Annotated in this window: 14 protein-coding genes; 11 read left to right on the top strand and 3 right to left on the bottom strand. The window is 34.8% G+C overall.

Features of this window, described 5'->3' with window-relative positions; genetic code table 11:
* Positions 1-220 precede the first annotated feature (220 nt).
* Together DRF65_RS26115 and DRF65_RS26110 are read left to right on the top strand one after the other, a co-directional pair.
* Positions 221-538: a helix-turn-helix domain-containing protein gene (locus DRF65_RS26115; RefSeq protein WP_115973638.1), complete on the top strand. Its 318-nt coding sequence runs from the start codon at positions 221-223 to the stop codon at positions 536-538.
* Positions 539-1,067: 529 nt separating this feature from the next.
* Entirely contained in the window at positions 1,068-1,295 is a 228-nt protein-coding gene (locus tag DRF65_RS26110) for a glutathione synthase (RefSeq protein ID WP_115973637.1), read from the top strand.
* 523 nt (positions 1,296-1,818) lie between these two features.
* On the opposite strand, the gene DRF65_RS26100 is transcribed toward DRF65_RS26110, so the two are convergent.
* On the bottom strand, positions 1,819-2,265 hold the full coding sequence (locus DRF65_RS26100) for a hypothetical protein (RefSeq protein WP_115973635.1): 447 nt from the start codon (positions 2,263-2,265) through the stop codon (positions 1,819-1,821).
* 356 nt (positions 2,266-2,621) lie between these two features.
* On the opposite strand from DRF65_RS26100, the gene DRF65_RS26095 reads away from it, so the two are divergent.
* The 8 genes from DRF65_RS26095 (at position 2,622) to DRF65_RS26060 (ending at position 11,923) form a co-directional block, all read left to right on the top strand.
* A complete protein-coding gene (locus tag DRF65_RS26095) occupies positions 2,622-3,179 on the top strand; it encodes a YMGG-like glycine zipper-containing protein (protein WP_115973634.1) in 558 nt (185 codons plus the stop codon).
* 115 nt (positions 3,180-3,294) lie between these two features.
* Positions 3,295-4,866 (top strand): LIC_10190 family membrane protein, encoded by a 1,572-nt coding sequence (locus DRF65_RS26090; protein WP_228438958.1) that lies wholly within the window; start codon positions 3,295-3,297, stop codon positions 4,864-4,866.
* Between the two features lie 50 nt (positions 4,867-4,916).
* Positions 4,917-5,987: a chorismate synthase gene (gene aroC / locus DRF65_RS26085; protein ID WP_068944604.1), complete on the top strand. Its 1,071-nt coding sequence runs from the start codon at positions 4,917-4,919 to the stop codon at positions 5,985-5,987.
* Positions 5,988-6,002: 15 nt separating this feature from the next.
* Complete coding sequence (locus DRF65_RS26080) at positions 6,003-6,566, top strand: thioredoxin family protein (protein WP_115973632.1); 564 nt, start codon at positions 6,003-6,005, stop codon at positions 6,564-6,566.
* Positions 6,567-6,576: 10 nt separating this feature from the next.
* Positions 6,577-7,116 carry a TlpA family protein disulfide reductase gene (locus DRF65_RS26075; protein WP_115973631.1) on the top strand — a complete coding sequence of 180 codons (540 nt, stop codon included), beginning with the start codon at positions 6,577-6,579 and terminating at the stop codon, positions 7,114-7,116.
* Positions 7,117-7,200: 84 nt separating this feature from the next.
* The gene (locus DRF65_RS26070; protein ID WP_115973630.1) at positions 7,201-7,542 is read left to right on the top strand and encodes a YkvA family protein; all 342 of its coding nucleotides are present in this window, start codon (positions 7,201-7,203) and stop codon (positions 7,540-7,542) included.
* Positions 7,543-7,666: 124 nt separating this feature from the next.
* A complete protein-coding gene (gene pyrF / locus DRF65_RS26065) occupies positions 7,667-9,046 on the top strand; it encodes an orotidine-5'-phosphate decarboxylase (RefSeq protein ID WP_115973629.1) in 1,380 nt (459 codons plus the stop codon).
* A 33-nt stretch (positions 9,047-9,079) separates the two neighbouring features.
* On the top strand, positions 9,080-11,923 hold the full coding sequence (locus DRF65_RS26060; protein ID WP_228438956.1) for a gluzincin family metallopeptidase: 2,844 nt from the start codon (positions 9,080-9,082) through the stop codon (positions 11,921-11,923).
* A gap of 55 nt (positions 11,924-11,978) precedes the next feature.
* Here the strand turns inward: DRF65_RS26060 and DRF65_RS26055 are convergent, their stop codons facing one another.
* Both DRF65_RS26055 and DRF65_RS26050 read right to left on the bottom strand, forming a co-directional pair.
* Positions 11,979-12,788, bottom strand: a complete 810-nt coding sequence (locus DRF65_RS26055) for a T9SS type A sorting domain-containing protein (protein ID WP_115973627.1) — start codon at positions 12,786-12,788, stop codon at positions 11,979-11,981.
* Between the two features lie 188 nt (positions 12,789-12,976).
* Positions 12,977-13,750 (bottom strand): T9SS type A sorting domain-containing protein, encoded by a 774-nt coding sequence (locus DRF65_RS26050; protein WP_115973626.1) that lies wholly within the window; start codon positions 13,748-13,750, stop codon positions 12,977-12,979.
* Between the two features lie 150 nt (positions 13,751-13,900).
* Here DRF65_RS26050 and DRF65_RS26045 point away from each other — a divergent pair, with 150 nt between their 5' ends.
* Complete coding sequence (locus tag DRF65_RS26045; protein ID WP_115973625.1) at positions 13,901-17,125, top strand: hypothetical protein; 3,225 nt, start codon at positions 13,901-13,903, stop codon at positions 17,123-17,125.
* The last annotated feature ends 4 nt before the right edge of the window (positions 17,126-17,129 follow it).

The raw sequence follows: 17,129 nt of genomic DNA, 5'->3' as shown, positions 1-17,129 counted from the left end.
CCAAAAAATCAGGTAACAATAATTTTAATAGCTCGTCGGGAATATGCATCCTCAAAGTTAATCTCTTATTTGTTCCTCCACAACTTTTAGCACTGATCCTAAAAAATGACTTAACGAAACAACAGTCTATGTATCGGATTATTCATACCTACACTCTACATTACGGAAATCCATAACCTCCGTATCTCTTTTTTCTACACATTTGCATAAAGCCTATCCAATGAAAAAAGCAAAACTACGCGCCATCAGAAAACAAAAAGGCTATTCTCAACAACAGGTAGCAGATATCATTCCTACAGAAGTTTCCAATTACAGCAGGAAAGAAAATGGCTATATAAAAATCACGAAAAATGAATGGGAAAAGATAGCTCTCTTCTTCAATGTTCCTGTTGAAGAAATTTATGAAGCAGATTATACGTCACATCCTTCCAACGAAATCTCCGGGGAAAATATGCATACTTACATTTCCCAACTGGAAAAAGAGAATATTGCATTGCTCGAAAAAATTGAAATATTAAAAAATATTATTAATCATTAAGCTCTTTCAATCAAAAAGAGCCTGTTCAATAATACAAAAAGTGATGGATAGAAAATGATCTTGCTCAAAGATAAATCAACATCAATACTATCTTTTATAAGTACTGTCATATACAAACAAAAAAAATCCTCGGAAATTCCGAGGATAAAAACTAATAACCATGAAAACTCAAATTAAACATGAGTTGCATTGGTATATTGAAAAATCGTGCCAAAAGTTATTTTTTATGAAAAAAAAATAAAATTAATTTAATAAACAGAGAAAATTAAATTAAAAAATAAACACTCAAAACCAATTGAACTTTAAATATATACAAATAATAACTCCACTAAACACAAACAATACAAATCCAGATCTACAATTATTAACAATTTAATAATTGAAAAAAAAGTCTAAAAATAAAAATTAAGGAAATTTAAAAATTCTTCAAAAATCCAGCATAATCCAGAAAAGGCACAAAAAATTACAACTTGGCATAATTTATTCTATTATTTAACATAATATCTAAATCTAATATCATGTCACTATCATGTCACAAAAACAGTTTAAAAAAACAGATTTTGCTGAAAACAATGAAAAGCAATTTCAGATTGAGTTTAAGACGAATGAAATAGGTGAAGGAATAAGCCTTATTGTACAGAAACTGAATGAAAATGGAGAGTATGAAATGCTGCAAGCCCCGGTTCGAAGATTAAATGACAACATCTTTGTTGTCTGGGATCATCCTTTTGATGGCAGAATCCTTTTTGATCAATAAAAAAGCCTCCGGGTGGAGGCCTCAAAAAACACAAATGATGAAAAAAAATTTTATATCAGAAATAAAAATTAATCTTTTTAATTCTAACTCAAAATTAGATCTTACATTTTATCTATTTTATGCGTACAGTCATAAAAAACCTGCAAATATTACGTTCTGAAAGTAAATCCCAACTTCCTATTCTACTTTTTACACATAAAAAGTTCCCCGAAATGAGGAACTTGTAATTAATCATAAGGATATATGGAATAGAAGATGTTTACTCAAAGATACCTGAACCGTCTCCAAAAATATATGAGTACAGTCATCAACCACCACAAAAAAGAAAAGGCCTCCTTTCGGAGGCCTAAAAAACACAAATGATGAAAAAAATCTATTCAGAAAAATCCAAACAGAATATTGTATAAACTGTTTCTATATCCCGTTCTGGTATATTTAACAGTTATTAATTACCTATATTATCGATTAAAAAATCCTCATTCGAGGATTTGTAAATGTAGATAAATATTTTGTTTTGACAAAGTTATTCTTCCCATGTGATTGGAACATATATCGTAATGTATCCGTCATCATCTATATTTTCATCTGATACAGTAGCAATTACTGTTCCATAACCTACCCAGCCACCCTGGCCCTGAATGCCTGAAAATTCATAAGTTCCTTCCGGAAGATCTTCCTCAGAATACTGTGGAAGCGCACGGTGATTGTATTGGCCAGTGAAATAATCCACTCCCGTAGCTGTATTTTTGGCGACAAAACCTCCCAGATCAAATCCTGAACCTGAAAGCATTTTCGTTCCATTCATAGAGATCAATCCATAACGAACCGGATATGTCTTTGTTTTTGTATCCTTCACAGATACTTCTGTACGAGCTTTAGACGGAGATTCCACAACATCAGTGGAAGAAAACGAAGTAGTAACAGCCAGTAATCCTACTACAGCGGCTACTGTAAAAATTGATTTTTTCATATTGAAAGTAATTTAGTAACTCAAAAATAAGCATCGTAAATTAAATCAACAAAAATTATGGATTAACTATATTTTACGAATTTCTTCTAATAAAAAATCCCTCAGCAAACCAGGGAACAATGATAAATCTCGTTTATAACGAATAATTTTCAAATTTTAAAACTTTAATTCTCCTTACAAATACGTTGCTCAAATTTTACAAATCCCCTTTATTACGATGAAATGTATTAGGATTTAGAATTAATTCAATTATTTCAACATTAACTTTAACATTCTTTAACTAATTTTTGGCTTCATAATTGGAAATAAAACTAAAGCTAAAGCCGTTTTGGCTTAAGCTTATTAAAATTTGAATTATGAAAAAGATAGTATTGGCAGGTTTTTTATCCGTTTTCTTATTTACGGCCTGCAAGAAAGATGATAAAGTTGCTGAAAAATCGCTGGAAGAGCAAAAGCTTGAATTCCAGTCGAGACAGCTTGAAATAGAAAGACAGAAACTGGCTATTGAAAAAGAAAAGCTGGTATACGAAGCTCAGAAAAAAGCTGATAGTATTACTGAAACCAAAAAAGCGAAAGCTACTGCTGAAAATAATTCAAAACCAAGAGTTATAAGAGAAACAAGAACAGTATACCGTGACAGAAACTCTAACTCCAATTCAGGAGGCGGAAGCAATGGCGGATATGCAGATAACGGAAGCAGTGCTTCACAGGGAACTACTCAGAAAAAAGGAATGAGTAAAGCCGCAAAAGGAACCATTATTGGAACTGTAGGTGGTGCCGCTGCCGGAGCCATCATTGCCAAGAAAAACAGAGGTCTTGGAGCCGTAATCGGAGGTGTCGTAGGTGGAGCTACAGGATATACTATCGGTAGATCTCAGGACAGAAAAGACGGACGAGTACAGCCTCGAAGATAAATTTTTTCACCATAAAATATAAAGATTGCTTATTTTTAGGCAATCTTTTTTTATGATACTGATTCTGTTTTCCACTATTTTTCTTCTTCCGGTCTTATTGGGACTCGGAAAAATCATGGAAAAATTTTCAGGAATATTATTTCAGGGAATTTCAGGAAAAATACTTTCAGGAATTATGGGAATAAGTCTTGTATGGACCGTTATTTCCTTTTTCACTCCTCTGAACATATATGTAGAGACCATCAGCATTTTATTGGGTATCCTTTATTTCTTTAAAGAAAAACTTTATCTGGAATTTTACCGGTTTTCAAAAAGAGATTGCTTTTTAACTCTGTTTATTTCCATCATCATTCTATTCACCGGAGCTTATTATCCTTATATATTAGATCATTTCGGATATTATGTTCCCACAATCAAGTGGCTTACAGAATATGGACTCATCAAGGGTATTTCCAATCTGGATCTTACCTTGGGACAGATGTCAGTGTGGCATATTTTCCAGGCTGGTTTTTCCAATTTTTCAGATCCTTTTCTGAGAATCAATTCCATTCTCCTGATTATTTACACTCTATACAGTATTGAAAAAAAAAACTGGATTCATCTGTGTTTTATTCCGATTTTATTATTTTTTTCACAATCACCAAGTCCTGATCTTCCGGTCATTGTCTTTTCTTTAATTATTCTGAATGAGATAATATCCGGAAATAAAAACACCAGTCTCCTCTTTGCTTTTTCAGTTTTTGTTTTTTCTATAAAACCTACCATGATCTGGCTTCCTGTACTGGTTTTTCTTTGTCAAACTTTTATTTTCAAATCAAATTTTAAAACCCTGTTTTTCGGAAGTATCATCTTAATTTTATTCTTTATTAAAAATATATGGACATTCGGATACCCTGTATTCCCAGTATCTATCGGAGACTTTGGTTTCAGCTGGAAACCGAATGATGAAATATTGAAAACCTCTTCCAAGTATGCTGTCATGAAAACCTATGACATGCAGTATTCTTATGAAGAAATTAAAAAGTTTTCCACATTGGAGCATATAAAAAATTGGTTTTTACTGAAGGGGATTAAATCAAAAATAAATATCTTTTTTATAGTAAGCCTATTTACTTTTTCAGTCTTTGCCTGGGTTAAAAAAAAGAGACTCATCACCCTGATCTGTATTTCCCTATGGATAAAAAGTATATTGGTGCTAGTATTCTCAGCACAATACAGGTTTTTTATTGATGTATTTTTCATCATATTTTTTGTTTTGTTTTACGAATACTGGGACAGAAAAAAATCTATTGCTGCTTTTTCTGTACTTAGTTTATTCTTTATTTCACTTTTGACTTTTCCTGGTATTATTCAAAAATACATTCCAAGTTTTCAGCTTGGGAATTTTATGGCCGGATTTAAAAAAGATCAGTTTTATCAACCATCAGTTTACTATTACCAACAATTCAATAATTGTAAGGTTGGGAATTTAAAATTCAATGTCTCCAGAAATTATCCTTATAATTTTGAAACTCCCTTGCCGGCTATATCTCCAAGCTTTATTTTTGACGATGTAAAAGCTGAAATTTTCCCTCAGCCTATCAACAAAAATGACATCAGCAAAGGATTTATCTGGAAAAGAATGACTTCCGGAGAAAAAAAAGAAGCCTCAGCAGTCATCAATATTATCGAAAACACTGATAAATAGAACAAATGCTGAAACTTTATTATATGAAGAAAAAAAGGTAATTTTGTATTATGTTCAACACATTAGGTAATCTTCTTAGTCTTACAACATTTGGAGAAAGTCACGGAGTGGCTTATGGCGGTATCATCAATAATTTTCCGGCAGGTTTAACGGTAGATCTCGATAAGGTTCAATATGAACTGAACCGAAGAAAACCCGGCCAGTCTGCTATTGTTACACAACGAAAAGAAAGTGACACAGTAAAGTTCCTTTCCGGAATCTTTGATGGAAAAACAACAGGTACACCCATCGGTTTTATCATTGAAAACGAAAATCAGAAATCAAAGGATTATGACCATATAGCTGGAGCGTACCGTCCGAGTCATGCAGATTTTACATATGATCAGAAATTTGGTTTCAGAGATCATCGTGGCGGAGGTAAATCTTCGGCAAGGGAAACCATGAATTGGGTAGTGGCAGGAGCTTTAGCCAAACAGCTTTTACCAGAAATTGAGATCAATGCTTATGTTTCTTCTGTAGGTGATATTTTCTGTGAAAAACCCTATCAGGCTCTAGACTTTTCTCAAACTGAAAGCAATGATGTACGTTGCCCGGATGCTGAAACAGCAGAAAAAATGATTGCCAGAATCAAAGAAATAAAAAAGGAAGGAAATACAATCGGTGGAACCATTACATGCGTGATCAAAAATGTTCCTGTAGGAATTGGTGAACCTATATTTTCAAAACTTCAGGCAGAACTGGCAAAAGCAATGCTGAATATCAATGCCTGCAAAGGTTTTGAATATGGAAGCGGTTTCTGTGGAGCAAAAATGACAGGGAAAGAACATAACGATCAGTTTAATACTGATTTTACTACAAAATCTAACTTGTCAGGAGGTATTCAGGGAGGAATTTCCAACGGAATGGATATTTATTTCCGTGTAGCCTTCAAACCGGTGGCAACGATTCTGAGACCTCAGGACAGTATTGATAAAGAAGGAAATCCTGTTATTGTAGAAGGAAAGGGACGTCACGATCCGTGTGTAGTACCTAGAGCTGTTCCTGTAGTGGAAAGCCTTGCTGCATTTGTACTGGCAGACCTATTTTTGATTAATAAAACAAGAAATATCAATAATTTTTAACTAAATATTCGGGTGATGAAAAATTACTGGGATCAGGGAATTTCGTTTGAAGAATACCTTCAAATCGCACAACAAAGATTAGATAATCCTGCCAACGAACAGGAAATCGAATATAAACAATATTATGAGCTTGGGCTTCATAGAATGGACAGAACAATAAAGAAGTATGTTCCGGATGAAGACCAGAGAAAAGAATTAGCAGCCAAAAATTTTGACGGGAAGATTTTAATTATTTCCGAGGCCTGGTGTGGAGATGCCAGTGCAACAGTTCCTGCGCTTTTTAAATTCTTTGAAGGTCATAATGAGATCAGAGTTTTTCTAAGAGATAATGACAAAAGCCTGATCAACCAGTTTTTAACCAACGGTACAGAGTCTATTCCTAAAGTATTAATACTGGACAAGGATTTTAATGTAAAGAATTCATGGGGCCCACGCCCAAAGTACGGGTATGAGTTATTAATGAAATATAAAGCAGACCCTGAAGGGTATCCAAAAGACACCTTCTATAATGATTTGCAGATTTATTATGCTAAAAACAGAGGTAAGGATGCCGTACAGGAAATCTTAGATCTGTTATAAACAACAGAATATGAAAAAAGGTATTATTTATATTGCATTAATTGTCATCATCGGTATCATTGCATTTATACCGGGAGTAAAGGATTTTCTGAAAAATCAGTTCTTCCCTATTGCTACCATTGAAAATGCAGTACACATCAATGAAGAGGATTATGATGTAGATCTTAAGGGAATCAATGCTCCAAGCACTAACCTTAAGAACTTTAGAAACAAAGCGGTTTTCCTGAACTTCTGGGGAACCTGGTGTCCGCCATGCAGAAAAGAATGGCCATCTATTCAGAAGCTTTATGATTCCAGAAAAAACAATGTAGATTTTGTACTCATTGCAATGAATGATAAGGAGGAGGATGTAAGAAAATTTTTAAAGGAGAATAACTATACGGTACCGGTCTATATTGCGCAGAGTCCTCTATCTGAGAAGATCCTTCCTAAAGTTTTCCCAACTACTTTCCTTCTGGATAAAACCGGCAGAATCATCATTAAGGAAGATGCCACAAAAGATTGGGACACAGAGACTGTGCATCAATTTATTGATAATATCATCAAATAATTTTTTAACTAAATTTTATAATTTGTTGGTACAGGATTTGTGAAATTTATAGTGTTGAAAAATTTGTTTAAATCCAAACACAAAATGAAATATTCAAAATTAAATCTTGCAAAAGAAGCTATCAGTCACAAGGGCTTTGTAAAAAAGATTCCTGATATTTTCAGAATGGTCAAAATGTGGAGAAAAGGAACTTATCCTATGAGATCCATTGACATTATTCTTCCCCTACTGGGAATTTTATATGTGATCTCTCCTATTGACCTCCTTCCTGAATTTGCCATCCCGGTACTTGGAGTAATGGATGATTTGGCCGTATTGTCACTCACCATTCCAAAACTCGTCAAAGAGGTTGACAAATTCTTACTTTGGGAGGCTGAACAAAAATACAATGGGTCTCAGGTCATTGATGCTGAAATCGTAAAATAATAGTTTATTTATATTTTTTAAAACCATTCTGTTTAATGCAGGATGGTTTTTTATTAATCAAATAGGTGATAAATTTTTAAGCCTTATTTCAAATCCTTAAATTTGCACTATCTAATAAAAAATAATGGAAAGTAAAAAAGAATTCTTCTTGGAATGCTACAAGCTAGGCATAATTAAATTTGGAAGGTTTACCTTGAAAAGTGGCATCGAAAGTCCTTTTTATGTAGACCTGAGACCTTTGGCTTCGGATCCTAAAATTTTAAAAAATCTTGCTAATTATTTATTGGAAATGCTTCCATTGGATAATTTTGATTTAATCTGTGGAGTTCCTTATGCTGCTCTTCCTATGGCAACAGCGATGTCACTGGAAAGTTATATTCCATTAATTATTAAGAGAAAAGAAGCAAAAAGCTACGGTACCAAAAAACTGATCGAAGGAATTTATCAGAAAGGTCAAAACTGCCTTTTGGTAGAAGATGTTATCACTTCCGGAAAATCTTTGGTGGAAACAATTGCTGAAGTAGAACAGGAAGACCTTAAAGTTGCAGATATTGTAGTAGTACTGGACAGAGAGCAGGGTGGAAAACAGCTGCTGGAAAGCAAAGGGTATAGAGTACATACTCTTTTCAACATTTCTGAAGTATGTGGAATTCTTCAGGAAACCGGAGAGTTATCTGATGAAGAAGTGAAGAGAATTCAGGATTTCCTACAGGGTAATCACATTCAGTTTGAAGAGGAAACCAGAAGTTCTTATGAGCAGAAGCTGAGCAACACTCAACATTCTGTTTCGAAAAAATTACTGGAAACAGCTTTGGCAAAAAAATCAAACCTGATCGCTTCTGCTGATGTAACAATGACTCAGGAACTATTGGAATTAGCAGAAAAAGTAGGTCCGCACATTATTGCTTTAAAGACTCATATCGATATTATTTCCGATTTTGATTATGAAAAAACGATCACTCCATTAAAAGAAATCGCTGTAAAACATCAGTTTCTATTGATGGAGGATAGAAAATTTGCAGATATTGGAAATACTCAAGAATTACAGTTTACAAGTGGAGTTTTCAAAATTACAGATTGGGCTGATTTTGTAACTTCTCAGGTAATCGGAGGTTTCGAATCATTGGACTGCTTCAAAAATGTAGGAGTTGTAGCCATCGTTGGAATGTCTTCAAAAGGAGCTTTAACAACAACCAGCTACCGTGAGGAGGCTTTAAAAGTAGCTTTATCGCATCCTAATGTAATCGGAGGGGTTTCTCAAAATAAAATTCCTGAAGATCTTCTGCTATTCACTCCTGGGGTAAACCTTGCAGATTCAGGAGATGGAAAAGGACAGCAGTACAATACTCCGGAACATGTTTTCAAAACTTTACATACAGACTTCATCATCGTAGGAAGAGGAATCTATAAATCTGAAAATCCGGAAGCAGCAGCTGTAACTTATAAAAATGAAGGTTGGAATGCTTATATTAATTCTTTGGAAAAAAAAGAAATTCAAAACTAAAATCTTATAAAGTATATACAAAATAAGCTATATTTGAGACTTTATCACGGATATTTGAAAAAGATCAGCATTTGTCTTATTTTGTTTTGTGGAGTCGTACAGGTTTCTGCACAGAAAGACAGTATATATATTGGAGCAAAACTTTCTCCTGACAGAAAAACCCTTGAGGTAAACCAGGAGATTGTTTATTACAATCGTTCTGACAAAGAACTGCAAACTGTAAAACTTCTGAATTGGGTTTCCGCCTATAACAAACGTGGAACTTCTTTAGTCTACAGAAAACTGGAAGACAGAAACAATGATTTGCATTTTGCAAAGAGTCCTGAACTGGGAAAATTACTGGAACTGGATATTAAAGATTCAGAAAACCAGGAAATATCCGTAAATGCTATTTCAGATGAAAATCTTTTCCTTCCCCTGAAAGAAGCATTAAAACCTGGCGAAAGTATCACCCTGCAGCTACACTACCGCATGCAGCTTCCCGATAAAAAATTTACGGGATATGGAACATCCGGTCAGAATACTGCTTTAAAATATTTCTTTATTGTTCCGGATCATTTTGATCCGGACAATATTTCTGAAAGAAAATACCACGATATTGAAGAGCCCGTTAGTTTCAACACTTTCTGGACAGTAAATTTTGATATTCCGGTAAACAGCTTTATCGAAAGTAACCTACCTCAGATTCAGATGAACTCCTTCCAGGGTTATTTGGATTCTGATCCTGAATTTTCAGTTTCACCCAATACTTATCCTGTCATAAAAACCAATATTGACGGTACAGATACTGAAATTAAGTTTGGTTATAACCTTAAGCCTGAAGAAAAACAGAACCTGGAGTTTTACTTACCCCTTCATTTAAAGTTCCTCAAAGAAAAAATCGGATCTCTTCCGAAGAGTATATTTATCTCAGATAAGTTCAGAGCAAAAGAAGATTTCTTCGGGAATAATGATATTACTTTCTGGAAATTCAGATTCCCTTTATTTACTGATGCTGAAAAAACAGACCTTGATTACTTCGGAATTATTACCAAAAAAGTTCTTGATGAGAATATCATTGCTGATAAACAAAAAGATCATTGGTTTAAAAGCGGTCTAAAATCATATCTTGAAATTCAATACCTGAAAAAGTTCTATAAAGACACCAAACTTTTAGGGATGCTGCCGGAAGCCAAAATATTCGGGATCAAACCTTTAAAATTATTTCATGCATCCAAGGTAAAACTTCTGGACCGTTACGGATTAGCTTATCAATATATTATGCTTCAGAACCTGGATCAGAAAATTGATGAAAAATTCACCTCTTTAAGTAACTTTAATGATATGGCGATCAGCAGTTTTGAGACAGGAAGCCTGTTTAATTATTCTGCTGATAAAATGGGGGATCAGAGCTTTAATGATCTTATAAAAGAATATCTTTCAAAAAACTCAGGAAGAAAAGTAAATCCTGATGATTTCCTGAAACAGCTGTCTGAAAAAGAAAAGTCTGCCCATTATCTGGGCCATTTTTTCAATCAAAAAAACAGAGTGAATTTTAAGCTGAAACATATTAAAAAGGAAAATGATTCTTTACAGATCAAAATTGCCAAAAATACAGATGCTTCTATTCCTGTAAAACTTGAAACAGAAACCAGAGACGGAGAAATAAAATCCTATTGGATAGAAACAGGAGAAAATGAGAAAACTAAAGAGATTTCTCTTCCTGTATCTGATAATATTTATAAAGTAACCTTAAATAATGATTACATTTTCCCGGAGTCCAGCTATCGGGACAATTTCTTATATGCCAAAGGATTATTTCTAAATACAAAAAAGCTCAAATTTAAACTTATAAAGGATATTCCGAACCCTGAATACAATGAAATTTATGTAAGCCCCAGAATTCGTTTTAACAACACTTACGATAAATTCTTATTGGGTGCTAATTTTAAAAATCAATCCTTTTTTGATCAGAAATTTCTGTATTCATTTACGCCAACATATAGTACAGGAACAGGCAAACTGACTGGTTCAGGAGCAGTTTCCTACTCTTTTCTGCCAGCTGAAAGTGTATTCAAAAGTATTACATTTGGAGTTTCCGGATCTTATTTTCACTATGACTATGGGTTAGCATACAGAAAAGGTTCTGCATTTTCAACATTCAGCTTCAGGAAAAATCCAAGGAGTACAGTAAGCAGGAGTATTGGAGTTTCTTATAATTATTTTGAAAGAGATCTGAGCCCTGTCATGATCGCCAATGATGACTACAAAAAATACAACCTTTGGGGATTGGGATACGGTTATAGTGACAGCCAGATGATCCACGAAAAAAGCTTGAGCCTGAGTGCTCAGGGAATGGAAGACTTCAACAAAATCACTGCCGAAGGATTCTACAGATGGGAATTTGCTCCAAAACAAAAGCTGAGCGTCCGTTTATTTGCAGGATATTTTCTAAGAAATGATACCCGAAATGACTTATTCAATTATGGGATCTCAAGAGTATCCAACTACACATTCTCTTATAATCTGTTAGGAGAAAGTGCCAGTAGTGGTCTTCTTTCACAGCAGTTTATTCTGGCTGACGGAGGGTTCAAATCTTTTCTTCCCGGAACGGTTAATCAATGGATCACTTCTGTAAATGTAGACTCCAGCATATGGAAGATTTTTCATGTATATGCCGATGCAGGAGTATATAAAAACAAGGATCATTCTGAAAAATTTATCTGGGACAGCGGAATTAAGGTAAGAATCATCCCGGATTTCCTTGAAGTTTATTTTCCGGTGCAGTCTTCATTGGGATTTGAGCCCGGATTCAAAGATTATGCGAAACGGATCAGATATACGCTGGTTCTTAACCTTGGATCCATCATTAATGCAGCAAGAAGAGGCTGGTATTAAAAATAAAGGAACAGCTTAAAACATAAGCTGCTCCTTATCAAAAAATATTGAAAAACTAATCTTTTACGATCTTTTGTGAAACCGGTGCATTATTTATTGTTCCTGTTACAAAATAGGTTCCCTTAGGAAGTTCTGTAATATCTATATTCTGGGCAAATTTTGTAGGTGATTTTTTAACAACCTGCCTGAATGTATCATATATCCTGACATCTTTGATCTGCATTCCGAAAACTACCTTACCATCTTTAACAAACGGATTCTGAACAAACCCTCCTTTTCCAGCTCCTTCTGCAGAAAAATCTGCCATATTATCGCTGTTATTCTCTAAAGTCCTTCTGATAGCCGTTGATGCTGTAGGAGAAGGAGCGGGACCATCACCTTTAAACTGGTCTGCATTAGTACCATACCCTACAAAGTCCAGGACATTAGAGGCTGACGGGCTTGTCACCTGTACAATATTTCCAGCCAATACTAATTTTCCGGATGTACCTGAAATTCTTATTCCCGCAGATTTATTGGGAGTTCCGTCAAAATTCGTAACTGTTGTTGCAATAAAATCGGGTGTTTGTAATGCTTCCACTCCTCCATCCACTGCTGCTTCCTGGATCAGATAAGTCTCCTCCGGTCCCAAGGTAAGATCAGGCAGCGTATGGTATTCTGTAAAAGCTCCGATTGCCGGTGCATATTGTATACTTGCCCCTGTCAAAGAAACCAGTGTGGTTCCTATATTTTTCAGAACAATATAATTATTTTTGAAAACAGCTCCTGAATTTCCATTTCCGCCATAGATCTCATTGATCACAATCTGGGCATTTGCAAAAGCAGTTACCAAAGTTAAACAAGCAATAGTAAATATTTTTTTCATTTAAATAATTTTAAACATGATGTCGTTGTAAAAATATCAAAAACAAAACCATTTAATTGGGAAATTACAAAAATCCTGTCATAAATATGCTATATTCCAACAATTAAAATTAAGTTATTAACATAAAAAAATCCGGCCATTTCTTCGAAATGGCCGGATCATATTTTGATCTAAAAACTAAATTTAAATTAGTCTTTTAAGATTTTTTGAGATACTGCTTCTTTGTTTACTGTACCTGTTACGATATAGTTTCCTTTTGCTAATTCAGCAACATTTACAGTTCCGTTTTGTTTTACAGAAGCTTCTTTTACAATCTGTCCAAACATGTTGTATACTTTTACATCTTTAACATCTGCTCCGAAAGTAATTTCGCTGTTTTTCACGAAAGTGTTTTTCACGAAGTTAGCAGAAGACTTTCCTTTGATTTCTGTAACAGCTAAGGTTCCAGTAGTTACCTTAATATCATCAATGAAGAATCTATTGTTAGATGCTACTGCACCCTCAAACTTAAGCGTTACAGCACCAGTAGCTCCTGTAATATTAACAGTATAAGTGCTAAATTGTCCTTTTACTAAAGTTACAGATGCAGTATTTAAAGTTGCACCCGTTGCAGAAACATTCAAAGTAGTACCTTCATTGTTTCCATTCCAAGCTCCTGCTTTGAAAGTTAATGTTGCATCACCAGATAAAGTAAAAGAAGGTGTAGTAATAGAACCTTTTGCAGAACCTGTTCCTGCTTTAAGACATCCATTTCCTTTATAGATTTTAGCAAATGTCCAATCCCCTCCTGTTGTATAAGAACCTGTTCCATCAGTAAATGTACCAGCTGCAACTTGTCCGCTCCATAATCCATCTGTTCCACCTGTCCCAACTACATCATCAAAAGTAGCATTGAAAGCTGTTTGAGCAAAAATTCCACTTGCTACCAAAACAGTAGCAAAAAACGAATAAAGTTTTTTCATGATTTAAAATTTTATTTATTAATAATTTTCGTAACAAAATTACATCATTTTTCTAATTTCACACAATAAATAGGTTAACTTTTTGTTAATAATAGTTGGTTCATTGCTATTAACATTTTTTAGTTATTTTTACGAATTATTTTTCAGGAGTTGCGGAATATTTTTATCCTAGTCGTTATATTTTTCTTTGGCATATTTTCAGGAAATGCTCAGGTTTTCTCATGGAAAAATCCAAACGTTCTTGAAGACAGCATAAAAAAGGACAGTATTCTCGCAGCGAAGTTTGAACAGGACATTTTTGCAAAAGATACTTTAGACTTTATACGTACCCACAACAGAATTGTTGTTGACGAAGCTGTACTGGCTAAAAATGATAAAAAAAGATTTTTAGGAGAACTTAATTCCAAAGGTTCCATTATCCGTGGGATTACATTTGGTAATAATCAGGGACAATCTGTGCAGAGTTCCATGGATCTCCAGATCTCTGGCCGCCTTTCCAAAGATGTGACTATTTTAGCAAGTATTTCCGATCATAATTTACCTATTCAGGCAGACGGATATACTCAGACTTTAGAAGAGTTTGACAAAATCTACATGCAACTTAATATTAAGGATAAATCTATTCTTAGAGCAGGGCATCTCGACCTGATGGAATCTAAAAATTATTTTGCCAAATACCAGAGAAGAAGCATGGGGATTCAGTTTCAGACTGAATTCGGAAAGGAGAATAAAACATTTCTGGACATTTCTGCAGGGGTGGCGCGAAGTGAATTTCACAGGATCCGTTTTCAGGGAGTTGAAGGGAACCAGGGTCCTTATCGTTTGACAGGAAAAAACGGAGAGCAGTTTATTACGCTGATTTCCGGTTCCGAGCAGGTATTTATTGACGGAATCCTAATGAAGCGTGGTGAAAACCAGGATTATGTCATCAACTATAATACCGGTGAGGTTACTTTTACCAGCTTCCGTCCTATTTTCCAGCAAAACTTCGTCACTATTTCCTACAACTACGCGAACAGGAATTATTCAAGATATTTATTTACAGGAAAACTGGAACATCAGAGAGAAAAATTCAAGGTTGGGCTGAACTGGTTTATGGAGAATGATAATAAAAATGCTCCTCTTGCACTAAGTCTATCAAAAGAAGATGAACAGATCCTTGCTAATGCAGGAAATGATCCCAATTTGATGTATGCTCCATCTGGAGTGGTTACAGAATATGATGTTAACAAGATCTTATACCGTTTAACTGCCGGAAGTTTTTATGAACTTTCTACAGATCCAAATGAAACTCTTTATCAGGTTTCGTTCACCTATTTCGGAGCTAATCAGGGAGATTATAAAACGGCGCAGACTACCAATAACGGACGTGTTTTTGAATATGTAGGTCCTAATGCCGGAGATTATAGAGCAGTAAGAAAACTTCCTTCTCCACAGAAATCTCAGGTGTTCTCTCTTAATTCTGAATATTTGCTGGAAGAAGGAAAAATCGGAGCTGATATTTCTTTGAGTAATTATGACATCAATTTATTTTCATCAAAGGATTCTGGCCAGAATATGGGCTATGCATGGCGTATTTTTGGGAATAAAACATTTACAAAAAACTCATGGAAAGGAACACCAAGCTTTGAATACCAATATATAGACAAACAGTTCCATATTCTGGACCGTATCAATGACGTGGAATTCTCCAGAGACTTCAACTTAGCTCAGGAATTCAACAAAAAAACACAGAACCGATTTATTTTCAGCTTTTTAAATAAATGGAATAATAAATCCACTTTGAATTACCGTGTCAATTATTTAAATGAACAGGATTCTTATAAAGGGCTTAAAAATGACCTGGATTTCGGTTGGATCACCGGAAGTTTCTTTACAAAAGGAAACTTATCATTCCTGAATACCAATGCTACCCTTCAGGACACAAAGTTTATCCGTGGTGGAGTTTCAACAGAATTTACCGGAAAGAAAGGAAGCTGGACTTTAGGAGGAAGCATGGAGCATAATGAGAAGAAATACAATGATACCCAGCTTATGGATGTCACAAGCTTCAGCTGGAAGGAAATCTTTGTTCAAAAGAAAATCGGGGACAGCACCCGTACAAAGCTGCTTGCCAAGGTATATATGAGGGATAATGATTCTGTACGGGACAACAGACTTCAGAACATGAACAATATCCTGGGATTCATGGCGGAAAGCCAAATCATCAAAACCGAAAAAACGACTTTAAATGCATTGATTCATTACCGGAAATTCTTCTATCAGGGTACTGATATTGAGGTAACCAGAAACAATGATTTTGTGGTTGGAAATATTCTCTATAATCAACAGCTTTTCAGAAACGGGATGCGTTTACAGGCATTCTATGAACTTGGAAACGGACAGGAAGCGCAGAGAGAGTTTCAATATATTAAAGTAACAGACGGACAGGGTGTTTATAAATGGACGGATTACAATGGTGACGGCATTCAACAGCTTGATGAATTTGAAATTGCTGAATATTCTGATTTAGCTAAATACATCAGGGTTTATACCAATTCCGTACGATACATCCCATCCAATAAAAATAAAATACAGCTGGCCTTATTTGTAAATCCGGCCATTGTCTTTAATTCGGAAAATGCCTTCCTAAAACGTTGGAACTTCAACATTTCATTAAACTCTCAGAATTCATTCTATAAAAAAGATAAAGTTTTGGTGTTGAATCCGTTTGAAAAAAACAGTGATCAGATCCTTAAAAATCAAAATATTTTAGCCTCCATACAATTTAATCCGACTGATAAATCCGGTTGGAACGGGAATTATCGATTTATTACGAATGACAATCTCATCAATGCTAATTTCAGTAATGAAGAACGTGAACAGACTTCTCACTTCCTGAATATTGGATACTGGTTCAATAAGGAATTCAGAGTAGACTGGGAAAACTCCGTTCATGATATCAAAAACTCATCGCAGTTATTTACAACTAGAGATTACCGTTTAAATAATTTTGAAACCAAGCCAAAAGCCACTTATAAATTTACAGATGCTCTTCAGGCAGAACTTTCTTCTGCTTACCGCCAGAAACAAAGAATAGACGGGGAAGAATTATTAAAAGCTTTTGATATTACAGGAACCGTTCAATGGGAATTCAGAAAAACCTCCGTTCGTGGAAACTTCTCCTTTATCAACAATAATTTCAATGGAAACAATTTCAGTATTGTGGGTAACCAGATGCTTGACGGTCTGAAACCAGGAAAAAACCAGGTATGGAGTGTATTCATCCAACAGGCCATTAATTCATTCATCCAATTGAACCTAAATTACGAAGGAAGAAATTCAGGAGAAAGAACGATTCATATTGGAAGCATGCAGGTAAAAGCAAGCTTCTAGAGAT

The organism is Chryseobacterium pennae, from assembly GCF_003385515.1.
In the GTDB taxonomy this organism is placed as follows: Bacteria; Bacteroidota; Bacteroidia; order Flavobacteriales; family Weeksellaceae; genus Chryseobacterium; species Chryseobacterium pennae.
Note: the sequence above shows the minus strand (reverse complement) of the source record. Positions and strands in the feature narration are given on the sequence as shown.